Annotated in this window: 15 protein-coding genes; 12 read left to right on the top strand and 3 right to left on the bottom strand. The window is 54.7% G+C overall.

The annotated features are described in order from the left end of the window. The first annotated feature begins 50 nt into the window (after nt 1-50). Nucleotides 51-1,856, top strand: a complete 1,806-nt coding sequence (locus JMJ16_RS05405; RefSeq protein WP_201379052.1) for a YfhO family protein — start codon at nt 51-53, stop codon at nt 1,854-1,856. Here the strand turns inward: JMJ16_RS05405 and JMJ16_RS05400 are convergent. After that, complete coding sequence (locus JMJ16_RS05400; RefSeq protein WP_201379050.1) at nt 1,831-2,844, bottom strand: hypothetical protein; 1,014 nt, start codon at nt 2,842-2,844, stop codon at nt 1,831-1,833. The genes JMJ16_RS05405 and JMJ16_RS05400 overlap by 26 nt on opposite strands. Nucleotides 2,845-3,127: 283 nt before the next feature. Here JMJ16_RS05400 and JMJ16_RS05395 point away from each other — a divergent pair, with 283 nt between their 5' ends. Beyond that, on the top strand, nt 3,128-3,361 hold the full coding sequence (locus tag JMJ16_RS05395) for a CsbD family protein (RefSeq protein WP_201379049.1): 234 nt from the start codon (nt 3,128-3,130) through the stop codon (nt 3,359-3,361). A gap of 149 nt (nt 3,362-3,510) precedes the next feature. Beyond that, nucleotides 3,511-4,605, top strand: a complete 1,095-nt coding sequence (gene mltG, locus JMJ16_RS05390) for an endolytic transglycosylase MltG (protein WP_201379048.1) — start codon at nt 3,511-3,513, stop codon at nt 4,603-4,605. A 173-nt stretch (nt 4,606-4,778) separates the two neighbouring features. On the opposite strand, the gene JMJ16_RS05385 is transcribed toward mltG, so the two are convergent. Further along, nucleotides 4,779-5,795: a LacI family DNA-binding transcriptional regulator gene (locus JMJ16_RS05385; protein WP_201379047.1), complete on the bottom strand. Its 1,017-nt coding sequence runs from the start codon at nt 5,793-5,795 to the stop codon at nt 4,779-4,781. 360 nt (nt 5,796-6,155) lie between these two features. On the opposite strand from JMJ16_RS05385, the gene JMJ16_RS55880 reads away from it, so the two are divergent. The 7 genes from JMJ16_RS55880 to JMJ16_RS05350 all read left to right on the top strand — a co-directional run bounded on the left by JMJ16_RS55880 (nt 6,156) and on the right by JMJ16_RS05350 (nt 14,218). Further along, nucleotides 6,156-6,875, top strand: a complete 720-nt coding sequence (locus JMJ16_RS55880) for an ABC transporter substrate-binding protein (RefSeq protein WP_201379046.1) — start codon at nt 6,156-6,158, stop codon at nt 6,873-6,875. Then, nucleotides 6,842-7,546 carry an extracellular solute-binding protein gene (locus tag JMJ16_RS55875; RefSeq protein ID WP_201379045.1) on the top strand — a complete coding sequence of 235 codons (705 nt, stop codon included), beginning with the start codon at nt 6,842-6,844 and terminating at the stop codon, nt 7,544-7,546. Before JMJ16_RS55880 ends, JMJ16_RS55875 begins: the two co-directional genes overlap by 34 nt. 86 nt (nt 7,547-7,632) lie before the next feature. Continuing rightward, nucleotides 7,633-8,577 (top strand): carbohydrate ABC transporter permease, encoded by a 945-nt coding sequence (locus JMJ16_RS05370; RefSeq protein WP_201379039.1) that lies wholly within the window; start codon nt 7,633-7,635, stop codon nt 8,575-8,577. Nucleotides 8,578-8,582: 5 nt separating this feature from the next. Continuing rightward, on the top strand, nt 8,583-9,491 hold the full coding sequence (locus JMJ16_RS05365) for a carbohydrate ABC transporter permease (protein WP_201379037.1): 909 nt from the start codon (nt 8,583-8,585) through the stop codon (nt 9,489-9,491). Nucleotides 9,492-9,648: 157 nt separating this feature from the next. After that, complete coding sequence (locus JMJ16_RS05360; RefSeq protein WP_201379035.1) at nt 9,649-11,709, top strand: glycoside hydrolase family 2 protein; 2,061 nt, start codon at nt 9,649-9,651, stop codon at nt 11,707-11,709. A gap of 25 nt (nt 11,710-11,734) precedes the next feature. Next, on the top strand, nt 11,735-12,784 hold the full coding sequence (locus JMJ16_RS05355) for a family 43 glycosylhydrolase (RefSeq protein ID WP_201379033.1): 1,050 nt from the start codon (nt 11,735-11,737) through the stop codon (nt 12,782-12,784). Nucleotides 12,785-13,111: 327 nt separating this feature from the next. Next, nucleotides 13,112-14,218, top strand: a complete 1,107-nt coding sequence (locus JMJ16_RS05350) for a glutamate-cysteine ligase family protein (protein WP_201379031.1) — start codon at nt 13,112-13,114, stop codon at nt 14,216-14,218. A gap of 52 nt (nt 14,219-14,270) precedes the next feature. Here the strand turns inward: JMJ16_RS05350 and JMJ16_RS05345 are convergent, their stop codons facing one another. Beyond that, nucleotides 14,271-14,897, bottom strand: coding sequence for a hypothetical protein (locus JMJ16_RS05345; protein WP_201379029.1), 627 nt, complete (start codon nt 14,895-14,897; stop codon nt 14,271-14,273). A 229-nt stretch (nt 14,898-15,126) separates the two neighbouring features. On the opposite strand from JMJ16_RS05345, the gene JMJ16_RS05340 reads away from it, so the two are divergent. Next, complete coding sequence (locus tag JMJ16_RS05340) at nt 15,127-15,861, top strand: response regulator transcription factor (protein WP_201379027.1); 735 nt, start codon at nt 15,127-15,129, stop codon at nt 15,859-15,861. Nucleotides 15,862-16,110: 249 nt separating this feature from the next. After that, on the top strand, nt 16,111-18,468 hold the full coding sequence (locus JMJ16_RS05335; protein WP_201379025.1) for a phosphoketolase: 2,358 nt from the start codon (nt 16,111-16,113) through the stop codon (nt 18,466-18,468). Nucleotides 18,469-18,661 lie beyond the last annotated feature (193 nt).

Here is an 18,661-nt window from a genome sequence, read left to right as displayed (position 1 = left end):
ATCCCCCAACCCACCTGGTCCACTTTCTCCCCCTGCGTGACTACTATCTTGTGCTTATCCTGGGCCATCTGCTATTCGCTGGCCTGGGTACACTACTGCTTGCACGTCGCGCGTTTGGCCTGTCGCATCTCGCCGCGCTGGTGGCCGCGATTGGCTACATGGCGACGCCACGACTGATCAGTCACCTGGGCGCGGGCCACCTGACGATCTTTCAGACCGTGACCTGGTTCCCCTGGCTGGCCCTCTCCTGCTGGGCGACTGTGCGCGAGCCACGCCGCTGGGGCGCGCTGCTTGGTATCTGCATCGCCATGACTCTGCTGGCCGGCCATCCCCAGATGGCTTACTATGGCATGTTGATGCTGGCGGGCCAGGCCATCTGGCTCCTGGTCAAGCGTTGGCGCCTGGAGGGACGCCAGGCATTCTTCGCCTCCCTGGCTGGTTTAACCGTGGCTGGCATCATTGGTGCACTCATCGCCTCCATCCACCTCTTGCCGCTAATGGAATTTACAACATACTCAACGCGCCAGCTCACCCTAAGCTCCAGTGATACATATCCTCTGCAAGACTTTCTCCATGAACTACTAAATCAGCAACCCAGGCCCCAGTTCCCATGGGAGGGCTTAATCACACCTGGATATATTGTCCTCGTCTTGACCCTACTCGCGCTGGTAACGCGCTTGCGTAAAGCCTGGCCACTACTCCTGGGCATCATACTCATAGCTGGACTCGCAATGGGTAATTCCTCGTCCCTGTATCTGCTTGTCTCACACATATTGCCCAGTTTTGATCGCTTCCGTGGGCAGACACGTATCTGGTTTGTGGGACTTTTCCTCTTCGCCATCCTGGCCGGGTTAGGGACAGACGCTCTCCTGCATTACCTACGCCGTATCTCTGTGTATAGCGCTGTTCCGGCTGGACTTCTTATCGTTCTCGCCATCTCGATGACGCTTATTTTCATAGATAACGCCTCTACTCAGCTCGGCGATGTACGCACAGTAACCACTCCATCCACTCTGGCATATACCGCGGCGCACCTTGCAGGAGGTGGACGCATATACGGTGTCCAGGAGAATCTGCCGCAGGTGAATGCAGTCCAGACCCAGACCCGCTTTGCCGATGGCTGGAATCCGCTTCTGATCCAGTCCTATGTCTCCTATATGCAGCGTGCAGGTGACTACCATGCTGATGGCTACCAGCTTCACTTTCCACCCGCCGATTCCCCCAGCGTCAAACCAGACCCCAGGCTCCTTGGCTTGATGAACGTAAGCATTGTGATCTCGCGCCGACCGCTCTCCGATCCACGCCTGGTACAGGTCGGGAAGGTTGATAATACCTTCCTCTATAAAAACACTGCCGACGCGGGTTATGCCTATCTCGTCAACCCCGACTCGGCAGGTCGTTTACCAACGCTGAACTCACTTCAGCCACTCAGCACGCCCGTCCATATTGTAAACGCGACACCTGAGCCAGACACCTTTACCTTCTCCACGGATAAGCCTGCTTACTTCGTGATTGGCATCCCCGCCTACCCCGGTTGGGTCGCCTCGCTGGATGGTCAGCCCGTGCCCATCCAGCAGATCGATGGTATACTGCCCGCGCTCAAAGTAGGCCCCGGCACTCACCGCGTGCGCTATACCTATGAGCCACTCTCCCTACGTATTGGCGCGACCCTCTCGCTCATTGGCCTCCTGACAGCCCTCATATGGCTGCTCTTCGTTGCCCGCCGCTCCAGGCGTACCCAACCCCCGCAGCCTGCATCGAAACAGGCATACGTCACCCGAACGAAACGCCATGCGCTGCGAAGGCAGGCGATACAGGCCATACCAACTCTTAGGAGGAGAAGTGCTCAGGGCTAAGTATGTCCAGAACCTCCTGCTCATCTTTATTGGTGGGAAGATAGTCATCGGCGGCAGGCTCAATCTTCCAGACCACGCCTTTAAGAGTCACGAAGCGCCAATTCAGGTTGGGGCTATTATTGAAGTCTGCGGGAGTGGCGGTCTTTAACAGGTCCAGCACATCTCCTGGCGCGGTCTGGTGAATATCAAGCTGCCCAGATTGGACTTTGTGGATATAATCTGGAACAATGCCCTCGGGATCCTCGCGGAAGATCACTCTGTGCAGATTGCGCAGATTGTGCTCGGCGGCCTCGCGGTGCGCGGGAATGTCTATATCGCGCGCGATACGCAGGCGCAGGGCCTCGAAGAAGCTATATTGCACCAGGCCGCTACAGATAAAGCGTAACACAGATGTCCGAGAGGTCTCATCCTCGTCCTCATGCTTGAAGAAATCAGCGACCTTCTGCGCGGCATCGGCGGCCTGTGGTAGGACTGAGAGATGGCGGCGCGCGGCGCGGGCAGCGTAGAGCGCGCTCAGCTCATAGACGGTTGTCTTATCATAGAGACCATTGATCTGGTCGAAGGCGATGCCCCGCACGTGACGTAGATACTCGATACCGTGGGCGCCTTCCGGGCTGTGGGAATCGTGCCACGCCCGCTCCAAAGGGTTCTCCATATACCAATCCAGGTTGGGACGCTTGATACCGACGGTGAACTCGTCGTACGGCACAACCTCGTTGCGCCAGCTCGCGATATGCACCCCCTTAGTTTTGGCCTCGATCAAAAAGGTATTGTGATAGCCCATGTCAGGCTCACGGATGAGATACACGATAGAAGAGTGACTCCACTTGCTGGCCGTCGCCATCCGAATCAGGTGGGCAAAGATCTCGCGTGGATTCTTATTCTCGCGCAGAATAACATCAGAGACCCGAAGAAAGGGCCCGCCATTACGCTCATCAAGAAAGAAGTTCAATGGATCTTGTTGAATGCGAACTGCTCTATAGGCCATAACACATCCTGCCTTTTTTAATTCTCATGCCTGCGGCACTCACCACACATCCCTACTATTTACTGACACGGATGACTTTTAAGAGCGGATGCGTGGATAAGTAATGCTGCCAGGATGAAGAATTGATGTGTAACCTTTTGGTAGGCTAAGGAGTGTTTAGTATATATAGTAAGTACTTTGTAAGTACTTTTGGTAAGTGCTTTTGCTACTTGCACGTTTTAGCCCGACCCAGGATTTTCTCGCCGGTCGGTATACGATAGTCTTGAAAAGGAGTAATTTCACCATGGAAGAGAAGGATAAAGATCTTGGCACCAAGGGGAAAGAAGATACCTTGAAAGGCAAGCTTGACAAGACCGCAGGTAAGATTCAGAGCAAGGTCGGCGAGGCCACTGGCAACACTGAGATGGAAGCCAAGGGCAAAGCCAAGGAGGCGGGTGGCACGCTTCGTTCCACCGCTGGCAACGCCGAGCAGAAGGTTGACCACACCCTCGACCGCGAGGAGCGCCGCGACGAATAGAGAATAAAAGAAAAAAGCGCGCCCCCATCCTGTACAGGATGGGGGCGCGCTTTTTTCTTTTCCTCTTGTGTATTGACAACAGTTGTGTTAAATATGATTTATATTCAAAAACATGAATGTAGATGAACCACAAATGAGGATTGTATTTTATGAAAAAGCGCGGGTATGGCCCTCTTATTGCCGTATTTTTAGTGACCTTGATCATGTTCGGGGCGCTTTGGGAGAGTTGGTCGGTCCTTAACACGCTCCTCACCCCTCCAGAGGCAACAAAGACTGACAAAATTTCTCTGGTGATCAATGATGGCGAGAGCACGCAGCAGATCGCCGATGAGTTGCAGGCGCGGGGACTGGTACGCAATGCCCTGGCCTTTCGCCTCCTGGCGCGTATCAAGGGCCTAGATGTCAAGCTACAGGCCGGAGCGTATACCCTCACACCCGGCATGAACACGGACCAGATTATCGCTAAACTGCTGAATGGTCAACCCGACGGCAAGCGCTTCCTGGTGCATGATAGCTATCGCCTGGAGCAAATAGCCAATAGCGCCGCGGCGGTAGGACTGCCACATTTTAGCAAGGATGATTTTCTCAATTACACCAAACACCCGGACAAGTTCCCGGACAAAGCGAAATATCCTATTTTGAATAATCTCTCCAGCATGGAAGGCCTGCTTTTTCCAGAGACATATATCGTGCCCGTGACCTATAACACGGTGCAAATGATCGATATGATACTGGATCAATTTATCAAAGTTGAGAAGGACAATAACCTGGTAGCCCAGGCGCAACAACACCAGTTGAGCGAGTACCAGATGATTATTCTGGCCTCGATTGTGCAACGCGAGGCCAGTAACGCGAAACAAATGCCAACCATCGCCGGTATCTACTGGAACCTGGATAAGAATCCGACCGATGAAACTGTAGGATTCTTAAGCTCTGACCCAACTGTGGAGTACGCCTATGATACAGATCATCCGCCGGCCAATGGGAAGTACTGGAACGACCTCAATAACTACGGCTCGGGCAAGACGGTGGAGTTGGATAATCCCTTCAACACCTATATGCACAAGGGCTGGACACCCACACCCATCAGCAGCCCCAACCTCGACGCATTGAAGGCCGCGGCCTCGCCAGCCAAGACTGATTACTACTATTTCCTTACCGATCCAGCTACTGGCAACCTGATCGGCGCAAAGACTTACGCGGACCATCAAAAGAACGTAGACAAGTATCTGAATAAGCATTAGTGGAGAATTCACGAGGTCCAGGCCAGTTGTAGGGTCCATGCTGGCATGGACTCCGAGCGCAGCGATCTCCCACGCCTGGGGTGTCGGCCTGCGGGCCTCGGAGTCCAAGCTAGCTTGGACCCTACTTCTTCTTTGCGCGGACTGAGGTTACGCTCTGAGCCTCGGATACTGCATTAGCGTCCGAGAGTACTGGCGCGCGCATGGAGGCGGAAGGGGGCCATAATGGATTCTGGTGGTTGGGTGCGCTGGCCCTTGATTCTCTCTATGAGCAGAGTGACGGCCAGGCGGGCTATCTCCTGCTTATCTGGTTCGATAGTGCTGAGGGCGGGCGTCGCATAGCGCCCATCTTCTATGTCGTCAATGCCAATGACCGCAATATCTTCGGGGATGCGATAACCAGCCTCGTGAATGGCAGACATCGCGCCCAGGGCCATAAGGTCATTAAAGCAGAACACGGCATCGGGTAGACTGGCTCGCTCCCGGTTGAGCAGGTCGCGTATAGCCTGGGCGCCATCGGCGCGATGCCAGGAACCTCCCGTAACCAGGAGAGAGGTATCCAGGGGGATACTGGCTTCTTCCAGCGCCTTTTTGTAGCCCTGTAAGCGCAGGGATGGCGCCTCGTTAAGAGCCTGCTGGACACCGATTGCCGCGATGCGGCGCTTGCCTAGATCAATGAGGTGCCTGGTAGCAACATACGCGGCCTCCGTATTGTCGATAAGCACGTGGTCGAAGGGCGCGCCAAATAATCTCTCACCTAGCAATACAATGGGGCCTTGAGACTGATTCTGGGCGATACTCTCCACGTCCAGCGTGTGCGAGTCTAGAATGACGCCGTCAAGCATGTGAGGACTCATCCCGGTAAGGACCGCCAGTTCTTTATCGCGCTGGGCAAATGTGTAGTCAAGCAGGACAGTGTAATTCATTTCGGACGCGGTCACAGTTATCGCGCGCGCCACGTCCGCGAAATATGGGTTGGAGAGATCGGGGAAGGCATAGGCCAGAACACTTACCTGGGCGTTGCGCAGGCGCCGCGCGGCCACGTTGGGCTTATAATTCAGTTTTTTAATCGCTTCAAGCACGAGCGCTCGTGTCTCTGGTCCAACATGTTCAAAATTACCATTGACGACATTCGAGACCGTCTTAATCGAGACACCAGTATAGGCCGCGATATCCTTTAAATGTACCGTCATTACGAAGAGAGAAATCCTTTAAAATAATCACTTTACTATTTTTATAGTCGGCTATTGAAGATAGTACCCGCTTTTCTCAACAGTGTCAACGTATAAATCACACCCTTTCCTCCTTGACAGGGAAAAATTTTGTATGTTATACTTCGTTCAACGTTGAACTAGCAGAACTAAAGGGATTTACCGGTTGCCAGTCCCGAGCATACTCTATTTTATGCATGGCAGCTTTCTTTGTCGTCGTCATGATGACTACAGATGCTATTGTATGTGTTATTGTCCCTGCTACACACATGGTTGTTGGTTTATGCGCCGTTGCATAACGTTTTCCAGGTCTTCTTTTGAAGAGGAAAGGAAAGTACACGGATGTCAAGACAGTTTGATTCTCTGACCCCTGATGCCCCTCTCTCAGATATGCAAGCTATTTCTCGCCGCTCATTTCTCAAAACCTCAGCGACTATGGGAGCCCTGGCTGCTGCTGGAAGCTTCGGACTGGCTGCCTGTAATTCACCCTCTGCCAGTGGGACCGCGACTGGCAGCGCGACTGCAACCGAAGGCACAATCACTATCTGGGATCGCTCTGGCGATCTGTTCCAGGTCTTTGACGCCACCATCGCTACCTTCAACAAGAAGTATCCCAAGATCAAGGTCAAGCACGTATCGGTCGATGTCGATTCCAAGTTGCCCACAACCCTGAATACCGGGGTGAATGTGCCTGATGGTTCGTTCTATGAGGATACCAATTTACCCGTGTTGGCCTCGCACTACTACGACATCACGGATTGGATTCAACCCTATACAAAAGATATCGTGCCGTTCAAACTACGTGTGAATACGCACAATGATCGCGTGGTGGGCATTCCCTGGGATCTCGATCCAGGCCTGTTGTATTATCGAGAGGACATGCTGCAGGCAACGGGTATCAGCCCGGATTCTATCCAGACCTATGATGATCTGCTGGAGGCCGCGCACAAGGTACAGGATAAGTTCGGGCCTAAATGTAAACCTATCCACCTGGAGCAGGATCCGGGACTTACCCAGCTCTGGTCGAGATGTTTGCCAATCAACAGGGTGCCAGCATGGTAGACGCGAGCGGCAAGTTGCAGCTCAACTCTCAGGCCTACCTCAATATCATGAACTTCCTCAATCGCGTGCGTATGGAGAATCTCGGCACACGGGCTGCGTATTTTAGCCCGGGCGATCTTGCCGCGATCGATGCCGACCAGGTAGCCTTTTATCCCTGGGCGGTCTGGGCGGTCTATGGCGCGGACCTCCTCTTCAAGAAGAGTAAAGGCAAGTGGCGCGCGATGCCTCTGCCAGCCTGGACAAAGGGTGGCGCACGTGGAGCGGTCATGGGTGGTAGCTCCTTCATTATTCCGAAGAAGGCCAAGAATCCGCACCTGGCATGGCTATTCTACGAACACCTGGTCTTCAGCAAAGAAGGCTACTCAGCGGTTTACGGGCCAAACAAAATATATCCTGGCGGCATCAATACCTCGCTGCCATCATACCTGCCTGCCTTACAGACGCAGTTGTATAAGAACTCGGATGGCCTGGGTGGGCAGAACCTCTGGGATGTAGCCACCGGAACCGTCAAAGATATCCCAGGTAATTACTACATCGCTCCCTGGTATAACCAGGCGGTACCCTACTTCGGCACAAATGTGCAGCGTATGCTGGATGGGCAAATGACCCCGCAACAGGTGCTCCAAAAGTCTTCGTCCGATATTCAGACGAAGCTGGTTGACCGCCAGTAGTTCCGACACATTCCGCGTGTATTACTTGTCAGGGGAGGGTACATAGAGTTATGCGCTCTCTCCATCCTCAGAGAGGAGTCGTTGCTATGGCTGTCGTCACGCCCCCGCCACGTACAGTTATCCCCGAATCTGTGCCTTCACGCTCGCCTATTCAGCGCATTCGCCGTTGGCTAGGGGGTAGCTTCTCACCATATCTGTTTATTGCGCCGTTCTTCATCTTCTTTTTCGCGTTCTCGTTGTTCCCGTTGCTCTACGCGTTTGTCCTCAGCTTTACCCACTGGCATGGGGACGCGGACCCGCGCTTTATTGGCCTGGCGAATTACCTGTTTCTGCTCACAGATAGTGACTTCTGGGGTTCGCTGGCTAACTCCGCGCTCCTGTGGCTGCTCATCATCCCGGTGCGTGTGCTGAGCGCGGTCGTGGTCGCGGCCTTGCTCTCGCTGCCAAAATTGCGCTTCCGTGGTTTCTTTCGTACCTCGATGCTACTCTCCTACGTGGTACCCCTGGTGGCTATTGTCCAGGTCTGGCTGGTGCTCTTTGACCAGGACTTCGGCGCCATCAATACCTTGCTCGTATGGCTGCATCTGCCCACCATTGGTTGGCTAACTACCAGCATGTGGTCAAAACCGACCCTGGCTATGCTAGTGCTGTGGTGTGGAAGCGCCTTCGCGGTTTTGTCGATGCTGGCTGCCATTCAGGCTATCCCCGCCGAATATTATGAGGCCGCCGCGATTGACGGGGCAGGCCCCATCCACCAGTTCTTTACGATTACGCTGCCCCTCTTGCGCCGCACGGTCGGGTTCCTGGTGGTGTTCAGTACCTTAGGCGTAGTGCAGATGTTTGCCGAGCCAAAAATATTGACGAATGGCGGACCGTATAACTCGACTACCACGGCGGGCTTCTTTCTAAACTCCTACATAACTAACTCAGATTTTGGCACGGGCGCCGCGAACTCGTTCCTGCTGATGATTATTCTAGTGATATTGTCCCTGGTAATGCTGCGCTTTTTACGTGCTGGAGATGAGAGGTAAACGCTATGGCAACACTTGCATCAAACATTTCGCTAGCGAGGACAGATTCAGCCTCCAGGCGGCGTGGGACCTTCCGCGTAAGTAGCATTCTGGCCTATCTTGTTTTGTGCCTCGCGGCCCTGATAACGATCTTCCCCCTGGCATGGATGTTTATCTCATCTTTGAAGCCGGGCAACGAAATAGCCGCGACTCCCCTGGGGCTGGATATCCACACGCTGTCCTTCAACAATTATGTGGCCCTGCTGGCGGCTGTACCGATATGGGTGGGTTTTCAGAACACACTGATCGTCTTGCTCATCCAGGGTGGAGCGACCTTGCTGCTCTGCCCCCTGGCTGGCTTTGCCTTTGCCAAGTTTGAGTTTCGCGGCAAACGCTTCTTCTTTAACTTTGTGCTCTCCACAATGATGCTCCCCGTCATCGCCATGATTCTGCCGCTCTTACTTGAAATGGGGGCCTTGAACTGGGTGGATAGCTATCAGGGCCTGATTGCCCCAGGCCTGGTGAATGCCTTCGCGATCTTCTGGATGCGGCAACAGATCGCGGAAATTCCAGATGAATTGCTGGAAGCAGCCAAAGTCGATGGATGCACACCTTTTGGTATGTACTGGCGGATTGTGGTCCCCTTGATGCGGCCCGCGCTCGCGGCTCTGGCAATCATGACCTTCCTGGGCATCTACAATGACTTTGTCTGGCCAGTAATTATTACCCAATCGGATACCATGCAGACCTTGCAGGTTATGCTCTCAAACCTGGCGACCCAGATCAATAACACCAGTCCTGGAACGACAGGACACGACGCCTGGGGCATGATTATGGCCGCAAGCACAATAGCAACTGTGCCTGTACTGGTATTGTTTATTGCACTCCAGCGCCAGTTTATCAGCGGTATCCTGGCGGGCAGCGTGAAAGGCTAGTACTTTGTCAAAGTTGATTGGAAAGGTGGGGAGTGCAGAGGGGCGTCAGCCCCTCTGCGTCTCTCCTCTTGCCGCCGCAGGCGGCGTGAAACCTTTCGGATGAAGATTGACAGAGCACTGGATACTTACTTTCTTCTGGTAAAGGTCACAAAACACTATGGTTACTAATAGCAGGCGTGAGGCTTATCCACGCCCAGATTTTGATCGTTCACATAGCTGGCTCTGTCTCAATGGAGGCTGGGAATTTCGGCCCGATCCCGAGGGAGAGGGAGATAAAGCGCATTGGGAGCAGCCAGGAGCGGAGCAATGGCTCCAACAGATCCAGGTCCCATTCGCCTGGGAGAGCAAAGCCTCCGGCGTGGAACGCGAATGGCTCTCGCTTGGCTGGTATCATCGCCATATCGCTCGTTCCCAGGCATGGGAAGGCGAGCGTACCATTCTGCATTTTGGGGCTGTCCACTATCACTGCCAGGCATGGGTGAATGGGCAGTTCGTTGGCGAGCATACGGGAGGCTACACACCCTTCGCCTTTGATATCACCGACGCGCTCCAGGATGGTCAGGGTGAGCTTATAGTGCGCGTTGAGGCCCCCCTGGATAAACGGGCCATTCCTCACGGCAAACAGCGCAGCCAGCCCAATGATGACTACTATGAGTGCCAGTTTACCGCCAGCAGCGGCATCTGGCAGACGGTCTGGCTGGAGGGGCGCCCCGCGACCTATATCAAGCGCGTTCAGCTCTCAGCATCCGCTTCGCTCGATAGCATTCAAGCCCATATTGAGCTAGATGGCGCATTGCCAGCGCAAACCCTGCTGTATATACAGCTTGAGGACAGAGAGGAAGAGTGTATTCCCGTTGAAGGGAACGCCTCGCAAACCCTCAATTTGCCAATTACGCAACCAAGGCTCTGGACACCAGCGGATCCCTTCCTCTATTACGTCACTTTCCGGCTTGAGAGTCCCGCAGGAAGCGACCGGGTACGAGCTTATACCGGGCTACGCAAAATTGAGGTACAAGGGAAATACCTCTTTCTCAATGGCGAGCGCCTCTACCTGCGTGGCGCCCTCGAACAAGGATACTGGCCCGAGAGCGGCTATACCGCGCCCAGCGACCAGGCCTTATGTCACGATGTTGAGATAGCGCTAAAAGCTGGCTTCAACCTGATGCGTAAGCACATCAAGCTGGAAGATCCCCTCTGGCTCTACTGGGCAGACCGCCTGGGCTTGCTGGTCTGGGCCGAGCCTCCCTGCTATGGGCGCTTCTCAGAGGAGGCTGCGGCAACCTTTGACGCCCAGCTCCCTCTCATGGTTGAGCGCGACTACAATCATCCCAGCATCATTCTCTGGGGTATTTATAACGAAGAATGGGGCCTGGACTGGCGGAGCGCCGAGGATCACGAGAAGCAAGAGGCCGTCATTCGCGCCTATGATCTGTTGGCCGCTTACGACCATAGCCGGCCCATTATCGATGATTCAGGCTGGAATCACGTGAAGACCGATGTCCTGGACTGGCACTATTATGACGAAGACAACCAGCGCTGGCGCGATATTACAGCGGCCCTGGCAGGCGACAACACGACCTGGTTCGGCCACCAGCTAGGCGTTGATCACTGGTACGAGACCCAGCTCAGCGTAGCGGACCAGGATCACAACGGCCTGCCACTGCTGAACGGTGAGTATGGAGCGGGAAGAAACGCGGAGGAGCGGGGCTGGTATTTCCGCTGGCAGACGCAGGAGTTGCGCCGCCACGACGCGATAAGTGGCTACATTTACACCGAGCTCTACGATGTAGAACACGAACTCTGTGGCCTCTACGATGCCGAAAGACACCTCAAGTCCCTCGGTTGTGATCCCGCGTGGGTAAACGCAGAAACCACCTTTATCTTTGATTTCCTGCCCCAACGTCCGGGCCTAGACTACATTGCCGATGGTGATGAACTGGAGTTTGGGCTACAACTCTCGCACCTGGGCGCGCAGGCGGTGTCTGGTCAGCTTACCTGGTGGTGGGGAGAGGCTTCAGAACAGAGGCAGAGCCAGGCTATACGTATCGAACCCTTTACCATAACGGAAACATTTGTTTTGCACGCGACAATGCCCCTGGATAATAAGCGTGGAACGCTGCATCTACAACTGCTAGATGAGCAGGGTCGCGTGCGTGCTTATGCCTTCCTGGATGTTGCTCAGGCGCAAGAGGCTGGTATAGCCTTACATAGTTATTGATAATTACGAAAGGAAGAGAGACGGCATGACCTCTACACGAAGTAAGCTTCTCCCCTGGGCAGCTACACTGCTCTCGCTCTGGTTGCTGGTAGTGGGTTGCACGTCGTCCAATTCATCTATGCTAAAATCAGATGTATCTCTGCGCAATCCAATAGCGCCTATCGCTGACCCTTTTATTGTCAGGCACGCAGGCAGCTATTATCTCACTGGCACACGAACCGGGACCTCGCTTGAGATATGGCACGCGCCGCGCCTGGAGGATGTGGGCAAGACCTCGCAGACAATCTGGATCCCCCAGCAGGGCGAGCCAGCTTTCCAGGTCTGGTCACCCTCGATGTTCCTGCTGGACTACCATGGAAGCAAGCACTGGTTTGTCTACTTTACGGCAGCCATGCAGAACAAAAACGAGGACCATCGTATTTATGTCTTACAGAGCAAGGGCAGCGATCCACTTGGACCATACACATACAAGGGACAACTGGCAGGGACCGATGACACCACCGCTATCGACTCCTCCTTGCTAGAGCTAGACAATAAACTCTACCTTATATATGTGCTTGAAAAAGGCTCAAACGCCGTTTATCTCGCGCCAATGAGCGACGCCCTGACGGTGAGTGGTGAGCCGCGTTTAGTCATTGATCCAGACCAGCCCTGGGAGCAAGGCGACCAGGCATCCTCGCACTATCCAGTCGCCGAGGGACCCGAAGCTCTATATCACGATGGCAAGACCTTTATTGTCTACTCGGGTAGCGATACGGGTAACTACAACTATTGCCTGGGGCTTATGATCTATAAAGGTGGGGATCCCTTAGAGGCAAAATCCTGGGAGAAGAAGGGGCCAGTTTTCCAGTATAGTAGCGATAATGGCGTCTTTGGCCCTGGTAGAGCACACTTTACGACCTCGCCAGATGGTAACCAGTCCTGGATGGTCTATCATGCCAAAACCACTGCCGATTTCACCTATGATGGACGCGAGACACGCACGCAACAATTTACCTGGAACGCGGACGGAACACCAAATTTCGGCACACCTGTAAGTGTGAAAACCCCACTAGAGCCGCCCGCTGGAGAATAAAAGATAAAAGAAAGGCGGCATTTTGTTCGGGCGTATGCCCGAACAAAATGCCGCCTTTCTCTATTTAAGTAACCGATAGCTTTGTCATATGGCTGTAGGATAGAGAGATAGAGGGTAATGCCCTTGACTGATTGCTCTGTGCCGTGTACTATTTTACCGATAAGTTTATTTTTGAGCATAATACATAGTAATGCTTATTTGTAAATGTCACAAGTAAGCTGTGTTCTATTGCCCCATCTGAAGCCAGGCCAGTGGCTTCTTTTGCCAGCCGTCAATGTCCTTGTAGAAGCGGATCTTGTAATGCTAGCTTCAGCCTGAGGAGCAGAGATGTTTGCATTTGGCATCGAGCATGAGGTCGCCTTTCTCAACCGGCAAGGAGTTTTCGCCGATTATACCAATACCACCTTTGAAGAGTTTGATCGGATTGTAGCGCAGTTACCACGTTATGAAGCCGATTATCCGCAGCTACGTATCGGGGATGCTGGTATCAAGGTCAAGCGCTGGTATATCGAGGGCTTCGAGCGCTATAGCCTGGAGGGAGGGGTCACCGCCTGTCCCCCCAAGGGCATCGAGATACGTACGACCATCCATTCATCCATCGCGGGCGCGGTGCAGGAATTGACGGAGAGCTTTGACCTTCTAAGACAGGTCGCGCACGCGGAGGGCTTTACCCCGGTGCTTGTGAGTTATCACCCCTATCAGCGCGCCTTCACTCCCAATCCACCCCTGAATGCCTACGAGCAGCAGCGCCGCGTGCTCTCGCCTGAGAAACGCACAGCCTTTCTCCCCATGGTGACCTATGGTCCTGACCTCAACCTGTCATTACAGGAGATGAGTAATGCTGAGATCATCGACGCGGGGAAGAAGCTAACCTACTATAGCCCCTTTATCGTGCCTTTTAGCGCAAGCTCACCTTTTTACGAGGGAAAGGCCTGGGAAGGGCTTTCGGTGCGCACCTTCATTCGTACGGGTATCCGGCCCGCCACCATGATTTTTCTCGAACGCCCTGAGGACCTGATTGCCAGCTCGCCCTCGCTGACCAAGCAAGCGCGCCTCCCGGCCGAGGTGGGGCGTATCGAGTTCAAGGCCTGCGATAGCTGCGCGGACTTCACGCTTTACGCCGCCTTGCTGGCGCTCCTCAAGGGCCTGCTACTGGACGAGACGTTGCCAGAACGACTGCTAGTACCAGATACGGCTCTACACCAGGTGGCGGCCCGCAAAGGCTTCGCGGATGCGCGCATTGAAGAGGGAGCGTGGAACATCCTTGAGGCCGCGAGCAAGGCGCTATGTGATGATTCCGATCACGCCTACCTGCGCCCCCTCTACACCCTCCTGCGGGAGAAGAAGACGCCCGCCCACGCGCTCATTCAAGCTTACCAGAGCACGGGATCAATTGAAGAGGCACTTCAAACAACCTATCCCACTACAACGTAATGATGGCACGGAGAACGTCGTGGTGGAGGAACTGCTCTGCTAAAGCACGCGCCTATATATAATGGTACGGGGCATATCGTATGCCATGACCCAACAGCAAGCCTCCGCGCGCGACAGATGAGCGATCCAGCAAGGGCACACCCAGAAAGCTCCGCACCATGGGATGGTTCTTAGGCACCCCCACGCTGAGTAGCTTCTCCTTCGAAGCGCGCCCTTGCGCGTAGTCCACAGCAGCCTGGCGTCCCGCTTTAATCCACTCAGGCGACATATCGTGGTGATGCACACCAGCCGTACGCCCATGCGCCAGAACATCGGCGATGCGCACTGACACCCCCTCCCAGAAAATGGGCGCGAGCAGCCCCTCGCCCTTGAAAGACATATGCTGAAAAAAATGCTCTTGCTGAGACGAAACCCCCACGACCGCCGCCAGGTAAAACGCATTCCCGCCAACAGGAGTTATCGGCTGACCGAACTCATTCAGGGGGCGCAAGGTAAAGGCCACGAACTCCGCTCCCGTCAACTGGCAGGCCGTCTCAGCGATCAGGTGCAGCAACTTCTTCTCGTCTAGCTCGCTAGAGAGCGCAGTTCCTACTTTATAGAGAGCGGCAAACTTGCGGGCGCTCTGTTCCGTACTCTGGCGCCGCTTCCCAAAGCGTTGTAACCATACATTGTTTTTCAAATAAGCGCTTATTTTCATGAGTCTATAATAATAGAATTTAAGGTGGATAACAAGATAAAAGGTATTAAAACCTCGTGAAAGAATTCTCGCTCCACTTTTTTGTTGAGATAAACACTTTACAAATAGAGGCATTTCCGGCACAATACATGCAGATACACACATGATAGAGATGCGTGTGTTCTGTCTGGCTACCACTACATATCTCCACGAGAAGAGGAAGCATAAACATATGCCCGCGAAAAAAACCGTCATTCTCACCGCTGACGACGACTCACAGCTTTTACGGCTCGTCTCGCGCAACCTGGAGCTAGAAGACTACGAGGTACTCACAGCCAGCGACGGGGAACAGGCCCTGGCCATCGTAGAGAAACAGCTTCCCGACCTTATTTTACTTGATGTCATGATGCCCAGGGTGGATGGCTTTACCGTCTGCAAGCATATTCGCGAGTTCTCAATGGTGCCCATTATCATCATTACGGCCCGTGGACAGGATCGCGATAAGGTCAAGGGGCTGGACCTGGGCGCCGATGACTACCTGACAAAGCCTTTTAGTATTGAAGAGCTCCTGGCACGCGTGCGCGCGGTCCTACGCCGCTCACGCTTCAGTGCCAGCGAGCCAGGCCAGGCTGCGCGCACGCGTGCCAGCATCGGCGAATTGACCATTGACTATTCACAGCATCTTATCATCAAGGGCACAAAAGAGCTCTCCCTCACACCTATCGAATACCGCCTGCTTGCCTACATGGCACAGAACATGGGGCGCATCGTCACTCATGACCAGCTACTCGAACACGTCTGGGGGAGCGAGTACATAGGCGAGAGCCATATGCTCCAGGTCAATATCAACCGCCTGCGCCGCAAGCTGGAGCCCGATCCCTCGCACCCACGCTACCTGCTCACCAAGGTCGGCATCGGCTACCTCCTCGCCTCCCCCTCCGGCGCCGCGGGGGCGCATGATGTATAGAATATACATAACTTGCTTATGCCAAGCGTAACGCATACATGCAACCACACGTGTTAGAAGTGGCTCGCGAAGAGGCGTAGGGTCCATGCTGGCATGGACTCGCCCGGCCCGCAGGCCAATACCCAGGTGCAAGAGTATCGCTACGCTCGGAGTCCATGCCAGCATGGACCCTACTGGGGAATGGCCCTTTGTAAGAATATAGTTATCATAAAAGTAAAAGGCATAATTCTCTGTATCAAGGAGAGTGTCATGGCGCAACTCGACCAGCCTCAGCTTGAACGCATGCATCGTTACTGGAATGCGGCCAACTATCTGACTGTCGGCCAGATCTATTTGCAGGCTAATCCTCTCTTACGAGAGCCGCTTTGCCCCGAACATATCAAACCCCGCCTGCTGGGCCACTGGGGGACCTCGCCCGGTCTGAGCTTTATCTATGTCCACCTTAATCGCCTCATCAAGGAGCGCGACGCTAATATGATCTACTTGGCGGGACCCGGCCACGGCGGACCCGCTATCGTGGCCAATGTCTACCTGGAGGGCACCTATAGCGAGGTCTATCCCCATATCACACAGGATCACGATGGGATGCATAGGCTCTTCCGCCAGTTCTCGACTCCAGGCGGCATTCCCAGCCACGTTAGCGTTCCTACCCCTGGCTCCATTCACGAGGGCGGTGAGCTGGGCTATGTGCTCTCGCATGCCTTTGGCGCGGCCTTCGACAATCCTGATCTAATTGTGGCGGCGGTGATCGGCGACGGCGAGGCGGAGACCGCGCCGCTTGAGGGCGCCTGGAAGAGTCTGAGCTATCTCAATCCTATCCGCGATGGCGCGGTCCTTCCCATCCTCCACCTCAATGGCTATAAAATCTCCAGTCCCACGGTGCTGGGGCGTGCCTCTGATGAGCGCATTCGCAGATTAATCTCTGGCTATGGCTACGATGTGCATTTCCTGGAGGGCGACGATCCCATGCAGATGCACCGCGCCTTCGCCGAGCTACTTGATACCTGCTATGAGAAGATTCGCGCCTGCCAGGAGCATGCCCGCTCACACGGCGTCCAGGACGTGCCCCCCTGGCCCGCGATCATCCTGCGTACTCCCAAAGGCTGGACCGGGCCAAAGGAGGTCGATGGCAAACGCATCGAGGGGACCTACCGCGCACACCAGGTTCCCATCGCCGAGGTCAAAAACAATCCAGAGCATCTGCACATGCTCGAAGAGTGGATGCGCAGCTACCAGCCAGGCGAGATCTTTGACGAGAATGGAAGGCTTATCTCCGAACTGGCGGAGTTAGCACCACAGGGCGCGCGCCGCATGGGCGCCAATCCTCACGCCAATGGCGGTCTCCTGCTCCAGGATCTGCATCTCCCACTCTTTACCGATTACGCTCTGGGTGTCAAGAAGCCTGCTACAGAGCGGCATGAGTCCACGCGCCAGCTCGGCATGTGGATGCGCGACATCTTCTCCGCCAATAGAGAGCAGCAGAACTTCCGCCTCTTCTGTCCCGACGAGACCAACTCCAACCGCCTGGGCAATGTGTTTGAGGTCGAGAATCGCTGCTTCGTCGAGCCAATTATCAGCGATGATGACAATCTCTCGCCCGATGGGCGCGTGATGGAGGTCTTAAGCGAGCATCTCTGCCAGGGCTGGCTGGAGGGCTATCTCCTCACCGGACGCCATGGCATCTTCGCCACCTATGAGGCCTTCTCCATGGTCTCGGCCTCCATGACCATCCAGCATTCCAAGTGGATGGAGGAAGGCATCAAGCTGCCCTGGCGCGCGGATATCTCCTCACTCAATATCCTGCTGACCTCAACCTGCTGGCGCAACGATCACAACGGGTTCAGCCACCAGGGACCCGGCCTGATCGATACCGTGCTCTCCAAGAAAGGAACCGTGGCGCGTATCTACCTGCCACCCGATGCCAACTGCCTCCTCTCGGTGGCCGATCACTGCCTGCGCAGCCGCAACTATGTCAACCTGATTGTGATCGATAAGCAGCCCCAACTCCAATGGCTCAATATGCAAGATGCCATCGATCACTGCACACGCGGCCTCTCGACCTGGCAGTGGGCCAGCAACGACCAGGGTGTTGAGCCGGACGTGGTCATGGCCTGCGCGGGCGATATTCCCACCCTGGAGACCATCGCGGCGACCTGGTGGCTACGCCAGCACATCCCGGAGCTAAAAGTACGCGTGGTCAATGTGGTCGACCTGATGACGCTCTATCCCCCCTATCTCCATCCTCACGGCATGGAGGAGGCCAAATTCGTCGAGCATTTTACCGAAGACAAACCGGTCGTCTTCGCCTTTCACGGCTATCCACGCGCCGTTCACGAAATCGTGCACGGTCGCGCTAACGAGGAACGCTTCCACGTACGCGGCTTCAACGAAGAGGGCACCACCACGACTCCCTTCGACATGGTGGTGCTCAACGGCATGAGCCGCTACCACCTCTGCATTGAGGTGCTGCGCCGCGCCCGGCGCGTTCGTGGACTCACTCCGGCCCTGATCGCCGAATGTAACGATCTGCTTGCCAAGCACCATGCCTACGTCCGCGCCCACCTCGAAGACATGCCCGAGATCCGCGACTGGACCTGGACCGATTAGAATACCTAAAATATAGTATCTCAATAGGAAAAAGCGCCATTGCCAGCCCAAGGGCTGGCAATGGCGCTTTTTCCTATTGAGATACCACATACCAGATGAGATATTCTTTCCCCGTATGCCTCAACAGCCTTCCCTGCCTGCAAGCAGAACTATACAATAGGGCATCCCAATTTCAAGCACGTCCCTAAAGGCA

This window comes from Ktedonobacter sp. SOSP1-52, assembly GCF_016587395.1.
Note: the sequence above shows the minus strand (reverse complement) of the source record. Positions and strands in the feature narration are given on the sequence as shown.

Coding starts and splice junctions, on each gene's coding strand:
- JMJ16_RS05400 (WP_201379050.1), bottom strand. CDS start 2,844: ATGGCCTATAGAGCAGTTCGCATTCAACAAGATCCATTGAACTTCTTT.
- JMJ16_RS05395 (WP_201379049.1), top strand. CDS start 3,128: ATGGAAGAGAAGGATAAAGATCTTGGCACCAAGGGGAAAGAAGATACC.
- mltG (WP_201379048.1), top strand. CDS start 3,511: ATGAAAAAGCGCGGGTATGGCCCTCTTATTGCCGTATTTTTAGTGACC.
- JMJ16_RS05385 (WP_201379047.1), bottom strand. CDS start 5,795: ATGACGGTACATTTAAAGGATATCGCGGCCTATACTGGTGTCTCGATT.
- JMJ16_RS55880 (WP_201379046.1), top strand. CDS start 6,156: ATGTCAAGACAGTTTGATTCTCTGACCCCTGATGCCCCTCTCTCAGAT.
- JMJ16_RS55875 (WP_201379045.1), top strand. CDS start 6,842: ATGTTTGCCAATCAACAGGGTGCCAGCATGGTAGACGCGAGCGGCAAG.
- JMJ16_RS05370 (WP_201379039.1), top strand. CDS start 7,633: ATGGCTGTCGTCACGCCCCCGCCACGTACAGTTATCCCCGAATCTGTG.
- JMJ16_RS05365 (WP_201379037.1), top strand. CDS start 8,583: ATGGCAACACTTGCATCAAACATTTCGCTAGCGAGGACAGATTCAGCC.
- JMJ16_RS05360 (WP_201379035.1), top strand. CDS start 9,649: ATGGTTACTAATAGCAGGCGTGAGGCTTATCCACGCCCAGATTTTGAT.
- JMJ16_RS05355 (WP_201379033.1), top strand. CDS start 11,735: ATGACCTCTACACGAAGTAAGCTTCTCCCCTGGGCAGCTACACTGCTC.
- JMJ16_RS05350 (WP_201379031.1), top strand. CDS start 13,112: ATGTTTGCATTTGGCATCGAGCATGAGGTCGCCTTTCTCAACCGGCAA.
- JMJ16_RS05340 (WP_201379027.1), top strand. CDS start 15,127: ATGCCCGCGAAAAAAACCGTCATTCTCACCGCTGACGACGACTCACAG.
- JMJ16_RS05335 (WP_201379025.1), top strand. CDS start 16,111: ATGGCGCAACTCGACCAGCCTCAGCTTGAACGCATGCATCGTTACTGG.